Genomic DNA, 17,615 nt, shown 5'->3' with positions numbered 1-17,615 from the left:
GGAGGACTCCTCTGGACGCCTCCCTTCTGCCGTCTCGGGCGCGGCTCGGCAACCTCGTCAGCCCGGATAGGGTGCCTTCTTGAGCAGCCGCGCGAGATGCGCCGCGTTGGCCGCGACCATCTTCGCGGTTTCGGTGACCTTGCGCGGACGGTGATCGAGATCCTTGAAATCGACCGACCCCATCGCCTCGCCGACCCAATAGCAGGCGGCGACCGCGGGGATTGTCCAGCCGACATCGTTCAGCGCCTGGAAGATCTGCGACGAGACATTGTGCGCGCCATCCTCATTGCCGACGATCGCGGCGACCGCGACTTTGGAATAGCTTGGCATCCGGCCCTTGTCGTCGGTCTCGGAGAGGAAGGCATCCATCCGCTCCATCACGAGTTTGGCGACGCTCGAAGCCTGGCCCATCCAGATCGGGGTGCCAAAGATCAAGATGTCGGCGGCGAGGATGCGCTCGCGGATCTGCGGCCATTCGTCGCCTTCGCCCTCGTCCGATTTGACACCCCATTTGATGTTGTGCGCGGCGAGGCGGATCGGATCGGCGACCGTCACGCCTTGCTCCTTGAAATGATCGGCGAGCACCGCGAGCATCGCGTCGGTCGAGCTTTTGCGCCCGCGGCTCGAGAGCGAGCAGTTGATGGCGGTGGCGGTGAGGGGGGCGGCCATGAGGGCTCCTTTGCGGGTTTGTCCCCCGCTTGAGAAAGCCGCGCCGCCGGGCTCAGGTTCCTTGGCGCACCATGAAAATCTCGCCAGTTCGCGCGGCAGCAAAGAGCAGATTGCCCGAACTGTCCTCGCCGAAACCGGCGATCGCGTTGGTCGAACCAATATCCGGTCTGAAATCCTCGTCGCGCGACGATATGCGGTCAATCCGCTGACCGGGAACCAAGCCGGAAGCCGGCGTCGACCATATGCGATTTTTCGGGGATTCGGCCAGGATATATAGGCCCTGCAGCGAGGCGACGGGGCCGCGATAGACATAACCCACAGTGATCCCAACACCGGTACGATGAAAATACGAGAAGGCAGGATCGATCAGGTTGGCGGGCAGCTGGGGATCGTTCCGATCCACAAGAAGATCCGATCCTTCTTTGAACGGCCAACCAAAATTGGCGCCGGGCTGTGTTGTAGTCAGTAGATTGAGTTCCTCGAAAAACTGTAGGCCCCTGTCGCCGATTGTCAGCGTCGATCCATAGAAGGTAGCACTGGCCGGGTTGCGGAGGCCAAGCGCGTAGACATAAGGGTCTCCGCCGCCGCCGATATAGGGGTTGCCCGGTGCAGGCTTGAAGAAATCGCCCGTCGATGGAGCCGAGGCACCGGCATAGGGATCGGCAACCACCTTGATCCGCAATATCTTGCCGAGCTGAGAGTTCGGATTCTGGGCCTGGTTTCGGGGATCGTCGAGGGTGCGACCGTCGCCCGTCCCGACGTAGAGGAGACCGTCGGGACCGAACGCGATCGCGCCGCCAAGGCGGTTGGAGGGCTGAGGGTGCGGAATCGCAAACGCAGCCATCAGCGTGGGGGCGGCACCGGGTGCGGCAAAGACATATTGGCGCAGCTCGACATCGCCGCCGGCGCCGTAGCAATAGACCATGAAGCGATTCGAATTGGGGTTGGGCAGCAGCGCCATGCCGAGCAATCCGCGCGCCCCGTCGGTCGACAGGTCGGGGATGGTGAAGAGCAGGGATTTCGCCCCGGTCGAGGGGGTCAGCCGATAGACCGCGCCGGCCCTTTCGAGCACATACATGTCCTGGCTGCCCGGAATGCCGAGCAGGAAGGTTGGCTCATTGAAGCCTGTGCCGACGCGCTCGACCGATATGCCTTCGGTGCTGTTGGTGACGGTGATGATAACCGTCTGCGTGACGCTTTCGCTGCCGTTGCTGACCTGCAGCCGCACAATATATTCATTGTTGTACGTTTCGTCGCTGGGCAGGTCATAATCGGGTGCGACTTTGAAGCGCAGCGTCCCCGCAGGAGTGATCGAAAAGCGATCGGCATCAAATCCGCCGTCGATTGTGAAGGTCAGCGGCTTGCCGTCCGGGTCGCTCGCGGTCGCCTGATAGGCGGCCGTCTGGTTCTCGACGACGCTCGCGGTTTGCGCCGAGGTGAAGTGGAGCGGCAAATCGCTCGTCGGGGGATTGCTCCCACCGTTATCGCGCCCGCCGTCGCCTCCACCATCGCTTCCGCCACCCCCGCACGAGGCGAGGAGCAAGGGGGCGATAAGAAGAGCGAGACGCTTCGGCATCGGAATGCCATCTTTCGCGAAAAACGCTTCGACAGCAAGTCCTTAATGATTGCAGACGCGTAGCGCGACACCGGCGTCAGGCGGCGTCCTGCACCTCGTCAAAATCGTCCAGTTTTTTGAGAGCGTCCTGTGCGATGCCGCGGAGCGCGCCAGTGTTGACGGCGAGCCCTTCCTTGTCGTGGCCCGTCAGTTCGTCGATGGTGAACGCCACCCGGGTGCGGTCGGGCGCGAGTTCCTCGAAGGTGAATTTCAGCCCGGTCGTGAGCGCGCCATCGTCGACGCTGTAGATCAGATGCGCCTCGCGCGGGATTTCCATCGCGACCGCGATCTTGACCTTATAAGCTTCGGGCCGCTTGTCGGGGATCAGCTTCTCGAACCCGGGCTCGCCCTTTTCGGCGACGAGTTCGTAGAGCCGCGTCGATCCGCCGTTGGTGACAAGCGGCAGGCCCGCAAAGGCGCCGTCGTCGCCGAACATCCTGACGAACACGTCTTCGCGAGGCGCGGCGACGGTGCGCGTCTGGTTCGCGAGTTCGGCCATCTTGCCGCAACCGGTCGCAAGCAAGGTCGCGGCGGCCAGGATCACGATACGCATCATCGAACATTCCCCCCGATCGCACCGGCTTTTAGCCGCGACCGCTTACCAAAGCGTAATCGCGGTGCGGTGATCGATGTGTAAAGAGTGTTTGACACTCTGGCATGGAGCCTGTAAAGAATGTTTGACAGGCTAAGGAATATGCGTTGGAAAATCGGGTGCGCGAATATCGCGAAGGCGTGGGATGGAGCCAGGGCGAACTGGCCCGCCGGCTCGGCGTCTCGCGTCAGACGATCAACGCGGTCGAAACCGACAAATATGACCCCAGCCTACCGCTCGCGCTACGCATGGCCCGCCTTTTCGGGCTCGAGGTGCGCGCGCTGTTTATCGATCACTGGATTCCGGAGGATGAAGAATGAGCCATTCGACGATCGACGACCGGACGCGGCGGTGGAAAAAGACGGCATTCAGCGCGCTCGCCGGCATGGCGTTCGGCGCGGGCAGCTTTTCGCTGCTGATGTGGCTCGCGGGCGAGGGATTGCTCGTCGCGATGCAGACCTCGCGCGTGGCGTTGGCGGGTGTGGGGCTGGTGTATCTGCTGACCACCGTGATGATCGGCTTCGGCCTCGCCGCGCCGCGCGCCGGGGCGCGGCTGCTCAACGTCGGCGATGCCGAGGAACTGGTCGACGACCGGCCCAAGCTGCTGCGCTCGGCGCTCTATATGGGATGGGCGGGCGTCACGCTCATGCTGGTCGCGCTCGCACGGTCACCCGGTTTCGCGGCCGGCCCCGTGGCGCCCGGCGTCGCGCTCGCGGCGCTGGCGGTCCTGCTGGTGGTGAGCGTGGCGTCGTTTCGCTGGCTCCGCGTCTATGACGAGTTCGACCGGCAGCTCGGGCTGGAGGGCGGCTCCTGGGCCTTTTTGATCGCCTGCGCGATCCTTCTGCCCTGGGCGGCGCTCGACGCGCTCGGCTGGAATGCGTCGCTTTCGCCGATCGACGTCATCGCGGTGCTGGCGGCTTCGCTGATCGGCGGCAGCTTCGTCGCGGTCGGCAAGCGCGGCATGATGGTGCGCTAGATCACGCTCTAGCTGCCATCCGGATCGGCGGTTTCGGGCAGCGGCGTTATCTGGGCGTAAACCAGCCGCCAGCCGCCGTCGCGCCAGAGCCAGTGGTCGGCAAAGCGATGGCGATCGACGAAAGGCTCGCCATCGGCCGCGCCGCGCAACTCGTTGGTCGCGGCCAGCAGCGCGCTATTGCCCGAAATAATCCAGCGCGCTTCGCTCGCGCGAAAAGGTTCGATGCGAATTGCGGGCGCCGTCAGCGCGCCGATGAACGCCGCTTTGTCGCCTTTCGCGCCGCTGCCGCGGACCCAGAGAAAATCCTCCGCGATCAACCGTTCAAGCGCGGCTCCATCCTTTGCCGCGATCGCTGCGTCGAGCGCCGAAGCGGCCTCGCGATAGCCCGCCGGGGTGGTCGCGGGTTCCGCCCGATCGCTCGCGGGCGCGCACGCTGCCGTCAGAAAGAGCATCGCCGCCGCCGCATGGAGCCGGTTCACCAACTGCCTCTCCTCCTTGCGCCTCTGCAAAGGCTTGCCCGGGCTGGCGGCCGCGCGCAACTACGTGAGGGGTAAGCGGGCAAGGCGCGGCGAGCAAGCGCATAAGCAAAGGGGCGCCCGGTTCCCCCGAACCGGACGCCCCGCTACAAAGCCCCCTGTTGGTCAGGCGCTGTAGTACATGTCGAACTCGACCGGGCTCGGCGTCTGTTCGAAGCGGTAAACCTCGTCCCACTTCAGCTCGACATAGGCCTCGATCTGGTCCTTGCTGAACACGTCGCCCTTGAGCAGGAAGTCGTGGTCGGCCATCAGGCTGTCGAGCGCTTCGCGAAGCGAACCGCATACGGTCGGGACTTCCGAGAGTTCCTCGGGCGGCAGATCGTACAGATTCTTGTCCATCGCATCGCCGGGGTGGATCTTGTTCTGGATGCCGTCGAGGCCCGCCATCAGCAGCGCCGAATAGCAGAGATAGGGGTTCGCCATCGCGTCGGGGAAGCGGAATTCGACGCGCTTCGACTTGGCGCCCGCGCCGTAAGGGATGCGGCACGACGCCGAACGGTTGCGCGACGAATAAGCGAGCAGCACTGGCGCTTCGAAGCCCGGGACGAGGCGCTTGTAGCTGTTCGTTGTCGGGTTGGTGAAGGCGTTCAATGCCTTGGCGTGCTTGACGACGCCGCCGATGAAATAGAGGCACATGTCCGACAGGCCGGCATAGCCGTTGCCCGCGAAGAGCGGCTTGCCCTTTTCCCAGATCGAGATGTGGGTGTGCATGCCGCTGCCGTTGTCGTCCTTGATCGGCTTCGGCATGAAGGTCGCGGTCTTGCCATAGGCGTGCGCGACCTGGTGCACGACATATTTGTAGATCTGCATGCGGTCGGCGGTTTCGGTGAGCGTGCCGAAGGTCAGGCCGAGTTCGTGCTGCGCGGCGGCGACTTCATGGTGATGCTTGTCGCAGGGCAGGCCCATTTCGAGCATCGTCGAGACCATTTCGGCGCGGATGTCGACGGCGCTGTCGACCGGGGCGACGGGGAAATAGCCGCCCTTGGCACGCGGACGGTGCGCAAGGTTGCCGCCCTCATAGCTGCGGCCGGTGTTCGTCGGCAGCTCGATATCGTCGATCTCGAAACCCGACTTGTTATAGCCGGTTTCGAAACGGACGTCGTCGAACATGAAGAACTCGGCTTCGGGGCCGACATAGACGGTGTCGCCGATGCCGGTCGAGGCGACATAGGCCTCTGCTCTTTTGGCAGTGGTGCGCGGGTCGCGGGCATAGCCTTCGCCGGTCGACGGCTCGACGATGTCGCAGAAGATGACGAGCATCGGGGTCGCCGAGAAGGGATCGTCATAGACGGCGTCGAGATCGGGCTTGAGGATCATGTCGCTCTCGTTGATCGCCTTCCAGCCTTCGATCGACGAGCCGTCGAACATCAGCCCGTCTTCGAGCTCGTCCTCGCCGAGGATCGAGGCGACCATGGTCAAATGCTGCCACTTGCCCTTGGGGTCGGTGAAGCGCAGGTCGACCCACTCGATGTCGTTTTCCTTGATCCGCGCGATGATATCCTTGGGCTTCGTAGCCATCGTCTATGCTTCCTTCTTGCGAAATGGTCCGGCGTGCCGGGGGGTGTCGGGTTTTGGAAAAATGCGAGCGATTAAAGCGCGTCCTCGTTGCGTTCGCCGGTGCGAATGCGCAGCGCGGTTTCGACCGGGATGACGAAGATCTTGCCGTCGCCGATCCGGCCGGTCTGCGCGGCGGCGGCGATCGCCTCCACCACGCGTTCCGCCATCGAATCCTCGACGATGACCTCCAGCTTCACCTTGGGCAGAAAGTCGACGACATATTCGGCGCCGCGATAAAGTTCGGTATGACCCTTTTGCCGGCCGAAGCCCTTGGCCTCGGTGACGGTGATCCCGCTGACACCCACTTCGTGCAGCGCTTCCTTCACTTCGTCGAGCTTGAACGGCTTGATGATCGCCTCAATCTTCTTCACGCTTCTCGTCCCCCTTTGGGCTGGCCGCCGCCCTTCGCGCCTCAGGCCGGATCAGGCGGGCCTGGTCCGGTTTGCCGTCGAGTCGGTGCGGTGTCCCGCCATCTTGCACCAATCAAAAGCCGTGCCAATTGGCGAATCGCGGGGTTTCGGTAAGAAATTTGAAACGAAAGGACGTCGCTGCCCAAGGGGTGGGCAAACGGTGAATTGGACTGCCTAAAAAAGCGGCATATTGCTCCTCCCTGTCGCGTAGCGATGGGGAGGTGGCAGCGCGACGCGCTGACGGAGGGGCCATGACGCGGCCCCTCCACCACTCGCTTTGCGAGCGGTCCCCCTCCCCATGACCTTCGGTCACAGGGAGAAGATCAGTCAGCGCCCCATCGGCGCCGACGCTTCGGGCAGGTTCGCCTTGGTCCAGTTCGAGCGGTCGATGACATAGGCGCGCAGCGCCTCGGCGTCGGCGGGGGTAAGCACCTGCGCGAAGCTCACCATGCCGCGGTCCTTGAGCGCGCCGTCGATGATGACCGATTTCCACGCATCGGCATTGGCCAGCGTCGCCGAAACGCGGAGATCGGGGGTGAAGCCGTTGCCGATCGCGCTGTCGCCGTGACAGACGATGCAATAGCGCCCGAAATGCGCCTTGCCCGCGGCAATCTGGGCCGGCGTGCCGAACTGCGGCGGCGGGTTCCACGCGAGCGCGGCGGTGGCGGGCGGCGCGGGGAGCTGGACGGTGCCGCCGAGCTTGAGCACGACGAGGCGCGGGATGTTGGGCACCTTGCGCGTTACGCCGCCCGCGACCCCGGCGACGAGCGGAAAGGCCCCGCCCTTGCTTGTCTGGAACGCGACATACTGCACCCCGCCGACGCGGAAGGTCGAAGGCGCGCTGACGATCCCCGACTGCATGTCGAGGTCGAGCAATTGCTTGCCGGTGTCGGCGGCATAGGCGCGGAAACGCCCGGTGCTCGTGCCCTGGAAGACGAGGTTGCCGGCGGTCGTCATCGTGCCGCCGTTCCACGCGGCGGGATAGTCGACGCCCCACACGACCTTACCCGTGCGCGGATCGAAGGCGACGAGGCGCCCGGTTGTGGCGGCGACCGCGGCGCGGAATGCCGCCTTGTCGTCGGGCAGCAGCGTCCCGGTGAGCGACGTGCCGACGTTGAAGCCGACGACCTTGCGCCGGTCGAGCTCGTTCATGTCGGCGAGATAGCCCTGCGGGATCTGCTGCGCCGGGATGTAGACGAGGCCGGTCGCGGGGTTGTAGCTCATCGGATGCCAGTTGTGTGCGCCGAGCGCGCCGGGGATCGCGATGAAAGGCTTGCCGGTCTTGTAGAAGCGCGCCTCGGGATTTTCGATCGGGCGGCCGGTCGCGAGGTCATAGCCGGTCGCCCAGTTGATCCCGTCGACGAAGGGCTTGGCATCGATCAGCTTGCCGCTAGCGCGGTCGATGGTGAAGAAGAAACCGTTCTTCGGCGCATGGTACAGCACCTTTACGGGTTTGCCGTCGATCTGCTGCTCGGCGAGGATGATCGGCTGGGTCGCGGTATAGTCCCACGTCTCGGCCGGCGTCTCCTGATAGTGCCATTTATAGGCGCCGGTCGCGGCATCGAGCGCGACGACCGAGGAGAGGAACCAGTTGTCACCCTCGCCGTTCGAGCGCGTGCCATGGTTCCACGGATTGCCGTTGCCGACGCCGAGATAGATCTGGTCGAGATCCTTGTCGTAGACGATCGCATCCCACACGGTGCCGCCGCCGCCCGAGGTCTGCCACTCGCCCTTGTCGGACCAGGTCGCGTTGGCCTTCGACGCGAAGATGTCGTCGGAGGCGGCGCCGTCCTTTTCCTTCTTCGGGTTCGGGGCGGTGTAGAAGCGCCAGCGTTCCTTGCCGGTGTCGGCGTCATAGGCGGTGACATAGCCGCGCACCCCGAACTCGGCACCGCCATTGCCGATCAGCACCATGTCCTTCACGACGCGCGGCGCGCCGGTGATCGTGTAGGGCTTCGAGGCGTCGAAGGTCTGCGTCGACCAGATCTCCTTACCGGTCTTGCGGTCGAGCGCGATCAGCCGCCCGTCGAGCGCCCCGACGAAAAGCTTGTCGCCCCAGACGGCAACGCCGCGGTTGACGACGTCGCAGCAGGCCGAAACCGCGCGCTCGCCGGGGACCTCGGGGTCGAATTTCCATAAGGGTTTGCCGGACGCGGCGTCCCAGGCGCTGACCTTCGACCAGGCGTGGGTCACATACATCACGCTGTCGACGACGACGGGCGTCGCTTCCTGCCCGCGCGCATCGTCGAGATCGGCGAACCAGGCGATGCCGAGCGAGCCGACATTCTGGTCGTTGATGTCGGTCAGCGGGCTGAAACGCTGCTCGTCATAGCTGAAGCCGATCGCGCCCCAGTCGTCGCCGTTGCCGCCGGTCTTGAGCAGGGTCTCGCTGGCTTTTTCGGCCGCATCGAGCGCGCCGCCCGAGATGCTCTCATTCTTCGATGCGTTGCATGAAGCCAATGCCAGTGCCGCGCAGCCCAGCAGCGCGGCCGTCCAGACCCGTTTCGCCATTCCATGCTCTCCCGTTCGACGCCTATTGTTGACGTTAACGTCAAGTCTGCGCGTGATGGGGCGGAGGTGCAAGCGGGAAAATGGGGGGCATCTCCCTCGTCACCCCGGACTTGATCCGGGGTCCACGAAGGCCGACGCTGCTTTGGAAACCATGGATCCCGGATCAAGTCCGGGATGACGAGTCTCCGAGAATCAGGCCCAAGGCGGCGCGTTCAGGCCTTTGGGGCTCGCGGTGAAAATCTCGCAGCCCGTCTCGGTGATCCCGATGCTATGCTCGAACTGCGCCGACAGGCTGCGGTCGCGGGTGACCGCGGTCCAGCCGTCATTGAGCATCTTCACCGCATATTTGCCGGTGTTGATCATCGGCTCGATCGTGAAGAACATGCCGGGCTTGAGCTCGGGGCCGGTACCGGGGCGGCCGGCGTGGACCACTTCGGGCGCGTCGTGGAACATCTGGCCGAGGCCATGGCCGCAGAAATCGCGGACGACCGAATAGCGGTGGCGCTCGGCATGTTGCTGGATCGCGTGCGCGACGTCGCCCATGCGGTTGCCGGGTTTCGCCTGTTCGATGCCGAGCATCAGGCATTCGTAGGTGACTTCGACGAGGCGCTTTGCCTTTACGCCCACGTCGCCGACCAGATACATGCGGCTCGTGTCGCCGTGCCAGCCGTCGACGATGCTGGTGACGTCGATGTTGATGATATCGCCCTCGCGCACCGGCTTGTCGTCGGGAATCCCATGACACACGACATGGTTGATGCTGGTGCAGCAGCTATGCGTGAAGCCGCGGTAGCCGAGTGTCGCGGGAATGCCGCCGCCATCGAGCATCATCGTGCGGACGAGGTCGTCGATCTCCGCCGTGGTCACACCGGGTTGAACGAAAGGGACGAGCGCGTCGAGGATTTCGGCCGACAACCGGCCCGCCTTGCGCATGCCGGCAAAGCCCGCCTCGTCGTGGAGCTTGATCGTACCGTCGCGAACGCGGGCGGGGGCCGCGGCGTCGGCGGCGGTTACGGAGACATAGTCGTACATGAGGGTGATATAGTCGCTGGGGCCTCAAAAAGCGAGGGGCGGCACCATGGCCGCCCCGTCACCTCTATTCCGCCGCCTTCTCGGGCTTGGCCTTCGCCTTGCCCTTGCCGGCCTTGGGTGCGGCGGGGATGATTTCGAAGGCCAAGGGATTGCCGACATGGGCGTCCTCGCCGGTCTTCATCTTCACCTTGACCTCGCCGCCATGGACGAGCTTGCCGAAGAGCAGCTCCTCGGCGAGCGGCTGCTTGATCTTTTCCTGGATCAGGCGGCCCATCGGACGCGCGCCATAGAGCTTGTCATAGCCCTTGCCCGTCAGCCATTCGCGCGCCGCATCGTCGAGCTGGATATGGACGTTGCGGTCGGCGAGCTGCAGTTCGAGTTCGAGGATGAATTTGTCGACGACGCGCGCGACAACCTCGGGCGGCAGATAGCCGAAGGGCACGATCGCATCGAGGCGGTTGCGGAATTCGGGGGTGAACATGCGCTTCACCGCCTCTTCCTGCACATCCTCGCGCGTCGCCTGGCCAAAGCCGATCGACTCGCGCGCCATGTCGCTGGCGCCCGCATTGGTCGTCATGATCAGGATGACGTTGCGGAAATCGACGGTCTTGCCGTGGTGGTCGGTCAGGCGGCCGTTGTCCATCACCTGCAGCAGGATGTTGAACAGGTCGGGATGCGCCTTCTCGATTTCGTCGAGCAGCAGCACGCAATGCGGATTCTGGTCGATCGCATCGGTGAGCAGCCCGCCCTGATCGTAACCGACATAGCCCGGGGGCGCGCCGATCAGGCGGCTGACCGAATGGCGCTCCATATATTCGCTCATGTCGAAACGCTGGAGCGGGATGCCCATGATCGACGCGAGCTGCTTCGCGACCTCGGTCTTGCCGACCCCGGTGGGGCCCGAGAAGAGATAGTTGCCGATCGGCTTCTCGGGATCGCGGAGGCCCGCGCGGCTGAGCTTGATCGCCGACGAGAGGACCTCGATCGCGGTGTTCTGGCCGAAGACGACGCGCTTGAGGTCGGTTTCGAGGCTGGCGAGCGTCGCCTTGTCGTCGGTCGAAACCGACTTGGGCGGGATGCGCGCCATCGTCGCGATCACGGCCTCGATCTCTTTCGCGGTGATCGTCTTCTTGCGCTTCGACGGGGCGACGAGCATCTGCATCGCGCCGACCTCGTCGATCACGTCGATCGCCTTGTCGGGCAATTTGCGATCGTTGATGTAGCGCGCCGACAGGTCGACCGCGGCGTTGATCGCGTCCTGCGTGTAGCGCACCTGATGGTGCGCCTCGAACGCGCTGCGCAGGCCGGCGAGGATTTTCTTGGTGTCCTCGAGCGTCGGTTCGACCACGTCGATCTTCTGGAACCGGCGGAGCAAAGCGCGGTCCTTTTCGAAATGGTTGCGGAACTCCTTGTAGGTCGTCGAACCGATGCAGCGGATCACGCCGCCCGACAATGCGGGCTTGAGCAGGTTCGACGCGTCCATCGCGCCACCCGAAGTGGCACCCGCGCCGATCACCGTGTGGATTTCGTCGATGAACAGGATCGCGTGCGGCAGGCCTTCGAGCTCGGTCACGACCTGCTTCAGCCGCTCCTCGAAATCGCCGCGATAGCGCGTTCCCGCGAGCAGCGCGCCCATGTCGAGCGAATAGATCACCGCGGGCAGCAGCACCTCGGGCACGTCGCCCTCGATGATCTTGCGCGCGAGGCCTTCGGCGATCGCGGTCTTGCCGACGCCGGGATCGCCGACATAGAGCGGGTTGTTCTTGCTGCGGCGGCAGAGAATCTGGATCGTGCGGTCGACCTCGGCGCTGCGGCCGATCAGCGGGTCGACCTTGCCGCCCTTTGCTTTCTCGTTAAGGTTGACGGTGAACTGGTCGAGCGCGGTTTCCTTCTTCGACTTGCCTTCGCTCTTGTCCTTCGCCTCCTCCTTTTCCTCGGGCTCGGCCTGCGGCGAGGGCTTGCCACCCTTGCCGACGCCATGGCTGAGATAGGAAACCGCGTCGAGGCGCGTCAGGTCCTGCTGCTGCAGGAAATAGACCGCATAGCTTTCGCGTTCGGAGAAGAGCGCGACGAGGACGTTGGCGCCCGTCACCTCGTCCTTGCCCGACGACTGGACGTGCAGGATCGCACGCTGGACGACGCGCTGGAAGCCCGACGTCGGCGACGGGTCGCTGTGCCCTTCGACCTTCAGGCTGTCGAGTTCGGTGTCGAGATAATGGACGACCGCCGATTGCAGGTCGTCGAGCGCGACGCCGCAGGCGCGCATCACTTCGGCGGCATGGTCGTCGTCGATCAGCGCATAGAGCAGATGCTCGAGCGTCGCATATTCGTGGTGGCGCTCCGAAGCGGCCTTCAGAGCGTTATGGAGGGTCTTTTCGAGGCTTTCCGAAAAGGACGGCATGGTCATTCATCTCCTTGCGGGGACCAGGCCGGGGAGATGGCGGCCCCCTTAGAAATGCAACGTGGCGATGCCGCCGCCCCACCGCAAGGGAAAAGCGGTCGGCTTTGTGAAATTACGATGACGGGGTTGTAGTATGGTTAACGAGGCGTTGGAGATTTGCTCTCTGCGCATGCGAATTGCCCTCGCTATTTCGGTCCGCGCAGAAGGACCAGCGGAATGGCCACCACCGGGCATAGGATGAAAACCCAGCCGATCACGGCGAACGCAATCGAAACGGGCTCTCCTGATGGAAGCGAGAAGACATGTTCCAATCCGCCCGCGAAACCTACGCCAAGTGTAAAAATCATAGCCGAAACTATGGCCCATGCGGCCAGCATCAAGAGAAGTTCGCGGCGGCTCAAGGCAGGCTCTCCCTATGCTGGCGGTTCGGCACTGACCTGCCGATCCACCATATCCATAAAGTCGCGCGCGACATTGCGCTCGTTCTCATCCTTGAACGCGACATCGAGGTCCGGCGCGACGCCGAGCATGTACATCAGCGCCCACAGCGCGAAGCGGCGGCCGGGGTTGGTTTCGAGGCCGAAGTCGACGCGCATGCGTTCGGTGCCCGCGGCGTGCGCTTCGGGGTGGATCGCGCCCAAGTCGGCGGTGCCGAAATAACGGCGGAGCTGGTCGTCGAAATCCATGCCGCGCTTTCGGCCCGTTCGCGCCGCTTGGCAAGGTCGCGCGGCAAAATCGGCTGATCGGAAAGCCCGCCCGGTTGTCTTTGGCCAAGCGCCCCGATAGGGCGGCCACCGTGAAGACCAGCATCGACATCGGGACCGACAGCACCGGGCAGGGCGTGCGCATCGACGTGCAGGAACTGCTCGCGACGCGCCTGCTCGTTCAGGGCAATTCGGGGTCGGGCAAGTCGCACCTGCTGCGCCGTATCCTCGAGGAAAGCGCCGCGCTGGTGCAGCAGATCGTGATCGATCCCGAGGGCGATTTCGTCACGCTCGCCGATGCCTACAGCCATGTCGTGATCAACGGCGGCGACTATAACGAGCGCGAGATCGCGGCGATGGGTGCGCGCATCCGCGAGCATCGCGCGTCGATCATCCTCAGCCTCGAATCGCTCGATATCGAGGCGCAGATGACGTGCGCCGCGGCGTTCCTCAATGCGCTGTTCGATGCGCCGCGAGAGCATTGGTTTCCCGCGCTCGTCGTGGTCGACGAGGCGCAGATGTTCGCGCCGAGCGTTGCGGGCGACGTCGCCGACAATGTCCGCCGCGCGAGCCTCGGCGCGATGACCAATTTGATGTGTCGCGGGCGCAAGCGCGGCCTTGCGGGGGCGATCGCGACGCAGCGGCTCGCCAAGCTCGCGAAGAATGTCGCGGCCGAGGCGAGTAATTTCCTGATGGGGCGCACCTTCCTCGACATCGACATGGCGCGCGCCGCCGACCTGCTCGGGATGGAGCGGCGGCAGGCCGAGACGATCCGCGACCTCGAGCGCGGGCATTTCCTCGGGCTCGGCCCCGCGATCTCGCGGCGACCGATCGCGGTGCGGATCGGGTCGACGCAGACCTCGACGCGCCTCGGCACGCACGGGCTGATGCCGCTGCCGTCGGCGGGGGGCGAGGATATGCGCTCGATGCTGTTCACCGAGATGGAGGCGCCCGCGGCGCCGCGCGTCTTCGCGCCCGAACCAGAGCCGGTCGCGGCGAGCGAGGTCATGGAACGGATCGCGGCGAGCGAAGCGCTGCACGAGGATGCCGATGCGCCGCCGGTGCTCGATATCCTCGAAGCGGTCGAGGAGGCGGAGCAGAGCGACGCGGTGGTGATCGCGACGCTCGAGGAGATGCTCGTCGATCCCGACTGCGCCTTTCAGGGCGAATCCTTTCTCTATCAGGATTTTTCGGTGCGCTGCCGGATGCAGAAATTGAAGAAGGTGCCGCTCGACCTTGTCGCCTTTCGCCGCCGCTTCGCGCTGGCGAAGGGCGGGGTGTTCGACCCCGCCGAGCCGCGCTGGCGCGAGATGCTTGCCGTCGCCGACCGGCTGCCGCACGACATGTTCGCGCCCTTCCTTCAGATCGCGCGCGCGGCGATGGACGGCGAGCCGTGCCCCGACGACGACATCCTCGGCCGCGCCTATGGCAGCCGCTCGCCGGGGCGCATCCGCCGCCTCGTAGACTATATGGAAAAGCAGGGCGTGATCGTCGTGCGCGCCGATTTCGGCGGGCGGCGCTCGATCGGCATCCCCGAACTCGGGCTCAGCACCGAGGCCGAATAGCCTCATCCCGTCGCGATTTCGCCGCGATCCGGCATGTTAATCCAGAATTAGTCACCTAAAATCTTGGGACGACGCCCCGATCGGCGCAATCCTTGCCGCAGGTTCGCGCCTAAAACAGCGGATGCCAGCTCTCTTGGTGGGTGGATCGTCCCGACAATCCCGAAAACCACAGGAGAGACTGCTATGCCTCGTCACGGCGTATATCCGCGCGACATCGTTCCGCCGCGCTCCAAATATTCCGACGCCGGCCGCTTCGGCCGCATGTTCGGCGAATTGCCGCCCTTTGCCGCCGACACCCCCGATGTCCGCGCCGCGCTGATCGAGATCGGCAAGGCCGGGGGCATCATGGATGCCAAGGACAAGCTGAACCAGACGCCGGCCGAACTGATCACCGACCCGGCGCTGTCGGCGAAGAACAGCGACAATCCGACGCTGACCGCGGGCTTCACCTTTCTCGGCCAGTTCCTCGATCACGACATGACCTTCGACCCGACCTCGAGCCTCGAGCGGCAGGTCGATCCCGAACAGATCGCCAATTTCCGTACCCCGAGCTTCGGGCTCGACAATGTCTATGGCGCGGGGCCCGGCGGCAGCCCGCATCTGTATGACACGCAGGGCGGCAAGGGCGGCAAGTTCCTGCTCGAGCCGACGGGGACCGCGGACAGGTTCGACCTGCCGCGCAACAGCCAGAATGTCGCGCTGATCGCCGATCCGCGCGACGACGAGAATCTGATCATCGGCCAGCTTCAGGTCGCTTTCCTGAAATTCCACAATCGGGTCGTCGATTATGTGAAGACCAAGATCAAGCTGACCGTATCGGACGAGATTTTCGCCGAGGCGCAGCGGATCGTGCGCTGGCACTATCAATGGATGATCGTCCATGAATTCCTGCGCAAGACGTGCGGTGATGCGGTGGTCGATGACGTGCTGACGAACGGCCGCAAATTTTACCGCTGGAACAACGAGCCCTATATTCCGGTCGAATTTTCGGTCGCGGCTTACCGGTTCGGGCACAGCCAGGTGCGGCCGTCGTATCGCGCGAATTTCACCGGCGAGGGCGGGAATCCCTTCTTCGCGATGATCTTTACCCCGACGCCGTCGGACTCGGCCGATCCCGACGATCTGTCGGGCGGCTGCCGCGCGCCGCGGCGCTTCATCGACTGGCCGACCTTTTTCGATTTCAGCGACGGCAATGTGAAGCCGAACAAGAAGATCGACACGACGCTGTCGACCGCGCTGTTCCGCCTGCCGGGATCGGTGGTGCCGAACCCCGATCCCAAGACGAACCCCGCGTCGCTCGCGCAGCGCAACCTGCTCCGCCACCTGACCTTCTCGCTGCCCTCTGGTCAGCGCGTCGCGCGCGCGATGAAGCTGCCCGAATTGTCGAAGGGCGACCTCGCCGACCTCAAACCGCACGGCTTCGACGACCGGACGCCGCTCTGGTTCTATATCTTGCGCGAGGCGCAGGTGACGCAGAATGGCGCGCGGCTGGGGCCGGTCGGCGCGCGGATCGTGACCGAGGTGTTCATCGGCCTGCTGCAGGGCGACAAGGGGTCGTATCTGTCGCAGGACCCCGAATGGCAGCCCTTCCTGCCGACCGTCGACGCCTCGAAAAAGGGCGACGATTTCACGATGATCGACCTGCTTCGCTACGCCGAGGTCGCGTAGGGGGCGATGTCGCCGGCGTTCCTTGCGGGCGCCGGCGATTTCCCGCTCAGCTTTTCCGGAACAACGCCTCGGCGGCGGCCTTCTGGCTCGTCGCCGCGGCGCGGTGCGCCTTGATCCGGGCGATCTCGCCTTCGAGCGCGGCGATGCGGTCGTCGAGTTCGTCGACCGACAGCGGATCGAGCGGCTGTCGGGTCAGCGCCGTCAGAACATCGTCACGGCGGCGGGGAAGGTCGTCATCGTCCATGGCGCATCCTCCTGGTCCCTGGGTTCAAGCCCTAAGGGGCTAATAAGGCGCGCGACTGTTGACCCGTGTCGCCGCACTGTCAATAAGGCGGGGCAGGGGTGATGGAACCGGGACCAGTGGGGGAATGAAGTGACCAGCGTGCCAGCAGAAATGACCGCCATCGCGATTCGCGCGCCGGGCGGGCCCGAAGTCTTGCAGCCGGAGACGCGGCCGGTGCCGCAGCCGGGGCCGGGCGAGGTGCTGATCCGCGTCGCCGCGGCGGGCGTGAACCGCCCCGACGTGCTGCAACGCATGGGCTTTTATCCGCCGCCGCCGGGCGCGTCGGACCTGCCGGGGCTCGAGATCGCGGGGACGATCGTGGCGGTCGGTCCGGGCGGCGATCCTGAACTTCTGGGACAGGCGGTGTGCGCGCTGGTCGCGGGCGGCGGTTACGCCGAATATTGCGTCGCGCCGGTCGGCAGCTGCCTGCCGGTGCCCAAGGGCTTTTCGATGGCCGAGGCCGCGGCGCTGCCCGAGACGATCTTCACCGTATGGCACAATCTGTTCGAGCGCGCCTGGGTGCGCGAGGGCGAGACGGTGCTGGTCCATGGCGGCACCAGCGGCATCGGCACGACCGCGATCGGCCTGTGCAAATTGTTCGACATCAAGGTCATCGTGACCTGCGGCAGCGCCGACAAATGCGCCGCCGCGACCGCGCTCGGCGCCGACCTGGCGGTCGATTATTCGAGCGAGGATTATGTCGAGGCGGTGAAGGCTTTCACGGGCGGGCGCGGGGTCGAGGTCGTGCTCGACATGGTCGGCGGCGATTATGTGCCGCGCAACCTCGAATGCCTTGCCGACGACGGCCGCCATGTGACGATCGCCTTCCAGCGCGGCGCGAAGGTCGAGATCGACATATCGCAGGTCATGCGCCGCCGGCTGACGCTGACCGGGTCGACGCTCCGCGCGCGCAGCAGCGAGTTCAAGGCGCTGCTCGCCGACGAGATTCACGGCACGCTCTGGCCGCGGCTTGCTGAGGGCGCGTGGAAGCCCGCGATGGATCAGAGCTTCGCGCTCGCCGAAGCGGCGGCCGCGCATGAGCGGATGCAGGCGGGCGCGCATGTGGGAAAGATCGTGCTCATCGTGGGATGAGCCG

Annotated in this window: 17 protein-coding genes; 5 read left to right on the top strand and 12 right to left on the bottom strand. The window is 64.8% G+C overall.

The features are described 5' to 3' along the window. Window positions 1-57: 57 nt before the first annotated feature. From VFG17_RS11370 to VFG17_RS11360, 3 genes are all read right to left on the bottom strand, one after another. Entirely contained in the window at window positions 58-669 is a 612-nt protein-coding gene (locus VFG17_RS11370; RefSeq protein ID WP_325029585.1) for a flavodoxin family protein, read from the bottom strand. A gap of 52 nt (window positions 670-721) precedes the next feature. Beyond that, window positions 722-2,245, bottom strand: coding sequence for a PQQ-dependent sugar dehydrogenase (locus VFG17_RS11365; RefSeq protein WP_414712949.1), 1,524 nt, complete (start codon window positions 2,243-2,245; stop codon window positions 722-724). A gap of 76 nt (window positions 2,246-2,321) precedes the next feature. Beyond that, window positions 2,322-2,840 carry a hypothetical protein gene (locus tag VFG17_RS11360; protein WP_325029583.1) on the bottom strand — a complete coding sequence of 173 codons (519 nt, stop codon included), beginning with the start codon at window positions 2,838-2,840 and terminating at the stop codon, window positions 2,322-2,324. 143 nt (window positions 2,841-2,983) lie between these two features. On the opposite strand from VFG17_RS11360, the gene VFG17_RS11355 reads away from it, so the two are divergent. After that, window positions 2,984-3,196 carry a helix-turn-helix transcriptional regulator gene (locus VFG17_RS11355; protein WP_325029582.1) on the top strand — a complete coding sequence of 71 codons (213 nt, stop codon included), beginning with the start codon at window positions 2,984-2,986 and terminating at the stop codon, window positions 3,194-3,196. Beyond that, window positions 3,193-3,852, top strand: a complete 660-nt coding sequence (locus tag VFG17_RS11350) for a hypothetical protein (RefSeq protein WP_325029581.1) — start codon at window positions 3,193-3,195, stop codon at window positions 3,850-3,852. The genes VFG17_RS11355 and VFG17_RS11350 overlap by 4 nt, the downstream gene beginning before the upstream one ends. A gap of 8 nt (window positions 3,853-3,860) precedes the next feature. On the opposite strand, the gene VFG17_RS11345 is transcribed toward VFG17_RS11350, so the two are convergent. The 8 genes from VFG17_RS11345 to VFG17_RS11310 all read right to left on the bottom strand — a co-directional run bounded on the left by VFG17_RS11345 (window position 3,861) and on the right by VFG17_RS11310 (window position 12,985). Beyond that, window positions 3,861-4,331: a nuclear transport factor 2 family protein gene (locus VFG17_RS11345; protein WP_325029580.1), complete on the bottom strand. Its 471-nt coding sequence runs from the start codon at window positions 4,329-4,331 to the stop codon at window positions 3,861-3,863. 162 nt (window positions 4,332-4,493) lie between these two features. Continuing rightward, window positions 4,494-5,906 (bottom strand): type I glutamate--ammonia ligase, encoded by a 1,413-nt coding sequence (glnA, locus tag VFG17_RS11340; protein ID WP_325029579.1) that lies wholly within the window; start codon window positions 5,904-5,906, stop codon window positions 4,494-4,496. Window positions 5,907-5,977: 71 nt separating this feature from the next. Further along, entirely contained in the window at window positions 5,978-6,316 is a 339-nt protein-coding gene (locus tag VFG17_RS11335) for a P-II family nitrogen regulator (RefSeq protein ID WP_037518110.1), read from the bottom strand. Between the two features lie 366 nt (window positions 6,317-6,682). Next, a complete protein-coding gene (locus VFG17_RS11330) occupies window positions 6,683-8,866 on the bottom strand; it encodes a PQQ-dependent dehydrogenase, methanol/ethanol family (RefSeq protein WP_325029578.1) in 2,184 nt (727 codons plus the stop codon). A gap of 192 nt (window positions 8,867-9,058) precedes the next feature. Then, window positions 9,059-9,898, bottom strand: a complete 840-nt coding sequence (gene map / locus VFG17_RS11325) for a type I methionyl aminopeptidase (protein ID WP_325029577.1) — start codon at window positions 9,896-9,898, stop codon at window positions 9,059-9,061. Between the two features lie 64 nt (window positions 9,899-9,962). Continuing rightward, window positions 9,963-12,299 carry an ATP-dependent Clp protease ATP-binding subunit ClpA gene (gene clpA, locus VFG17_RS11320; RefSeq protein WP_325029882.1) on the bottom strand — a complete coding sequence of 779 codons (2,337 nt, stop codon included), beginning with the start codon at window positions 12,297-12,299 and terminating at the stop codon, window positions 9,963-9,965. 185 nt (window positions 12,300-12,484) lie between these two features. After that, window positions 12,485-12,700 (bottom strand): hypothetical protein, encoded by a 216-nt coding sequence (locus VFG17_RS11315; RefSeq protein ID WP_167919637.1) that lies wholly within the window; start codon window positions 12,698-12,700, stop codon window positions 12,485-12,487. A gap of 12 nt (window positions 12,701-12,712) precedes the next feature. Continuing rightward, the gene (locus tag VFG17_RS11310; protein ID WP_325029576.1) at window positions 12,713-12,985 is read right to left on the bottom strand and encodes a hypothetical protein; all 273 of its coding nucleotides are present in this window, start codon (window positions 12,983-12,985) and stop codon (window positions 12,713-12,715) included. 110 nt (window positions 12,986-13,095) lie between these two features. On the opposite strand from VFG17_RS11310, the gene VFG17_RS11305 reads away from it, so the two are divergent. Next, on the top strand, window positions 13,096-14,568 hold the full coding sequence (locus VFG17_RS11305) for an ATP-binding protein (RefSeq protein WP_325029575.1): 1,473 nt from the start codon (window positions 13,096-13,098) through the stop codon (window positions 14,566-14,568). Window positions 14,569-14,751: 183 nt separating this feature from the next. After that, complete coding sequence (locus tag VFG17_RS11300) at window positions 14,752-16,236, top strand: heme peroxidase family protein (RefSeq protein WP_325029574.1); 1,485 nt, start codon at window positions 14,752-14,754, stop codon at window positions 16,234-16,236. A gap of 46 nt (window positions 16,237-16,282) precedes the next feature. Here VFG17_RS11300 and VFG17_RS11295 read toward each other — a convergent pair whose 3' ends face one another. After that, entirely contained in the window at window positions 16,283-16,480 is a 198-nt protein-coding gene (locus tag VFG17_RS11295) for a DUF1192 domain-containing protein (RefSeq protein ID WP_325029573.1), read from the bottom strand. 150 nt (window positions 16,481-16,630) lie between these two features. On the opposite strand from VFG17_RS11295, the gene VFG17_RS11290 reads away from it, so the two are divergent. After that, the gene (locus VFG17_RS11290; protein ID WP_325029881.1) at window positions 16,631-17,611 is read left to right on the top strand and encodes an NAD(P)H-quinone oxidoreductase; all 981 of its coding nucleotides are present in this window, start codon (window positions 16,631-16,633) and stop codon (window positions 17,609-17,611) included. Window positions 17,612-17,615 lie beyond the last annotated feature (4 nt).

This window comes from Sphingopyxis sp., assembly GCF_035686825.1.
Taxonomy (GTDB): Bacteria; Pseudomonadota; Alphaproteobacteria; order Sphingomonadales; family Sphingomonadaceae; genus Sphingopyxis.
This window is presented reverse-complemented; position numbering and strand designations above follow the sequence as displayed.

What these genes read in the sequence shown, in the direction of transcription:
- VFG17_RS11360 (WP_325029583.1), bottom strand. Translation starts at nt 2,840, where the DNA reads ATGATGCGTATCGTGATCCTGGCCGCCGCGACCTTGCTTGCGACCGGT.
- VFG17_RS11370 (WP_325029585.1), bottom strand. Translation starts at nt 669, where the DNA reads ATGGCCGCCCCCCTCACCGCCACCGCCATCAACTGCTCGCTCTCGAGC.
- clpA (WP_325029882.1), bottom strand. Translation starts at nt 12,299, where the DNA reads ATGCCGTCCTTTTCGGAAAGCCTCGAAAAGACCCTCCATAACGCTCTG.
- glnA (WP_325029579.1), bottom strand. Translation starts at nt 5,906, where the DNA reads ATGGCTACGAAGCCCAAGGATATCATCGCGCGGATCAAGGAAAACGAC.
- VFG17_RS11365 (WP_414712949.1), bottom strand. Translation starts at nt 2,245, where the DNA reads ATGCCGAAGCGTCTCGCTCTTCTTATCGCCCCCTTGCTCCTCGCCTCG.
- VFG17_RS11350 (WP_325029581.1), top strand. Translation starts at nt 3,193, where the DNA reads ATGAGCCATTCGACGATCGACGACCGGACGCGGCGGTGGAAAAAGACG.
- VFG17_RS11330 (WP_325029578.1), bottom strand. Translation starts at nt 8,866, where the DNA reads ATGGCGAAACGGGTCTGGACGGCCGCGCTGCTGGGCTGCGCGGCACTG.
- VFG17_RS11295 (WP_325029573.1), bottom strand. Translation starts at nt 16,480, where the DNA reads ATGGACGATGACGACCTTCCCCGCCGCCGTGACGATGTTCTGACGGCG.
- VFG17_RS11300 (WP_325029574.1), top strand. Translation starts at nt 14,752, where the DNA reads ATGCCTCGTCACGGCGTATATCCGCGCGACATCGTTCCGCCGCGCTCC.
- VFG17_RS11290 (WP_325029881.1), top strand. Translation starts at nt 16,631, where the DNA reads ATGACCGCCATCGCGATTCGCGCGCCGGGCGGGCCCGAAGTCTTGCAG.
- VFG17_RS11310 (WP_325029576.1), bottom strand. Translation starts at nt 12,985, where the DNA reads ATGGATTTCGACGACCAGCTCCGCCGTTATTTCGGCACCGCCGACTTG.
- map (WP_325029577.1), bottom strand. Translation starts at nt 9,898, where the DNA reads ATGTACGACTATGTCTCCGTAACCGCCGCCGACGCCGCGGCCCCCGCC.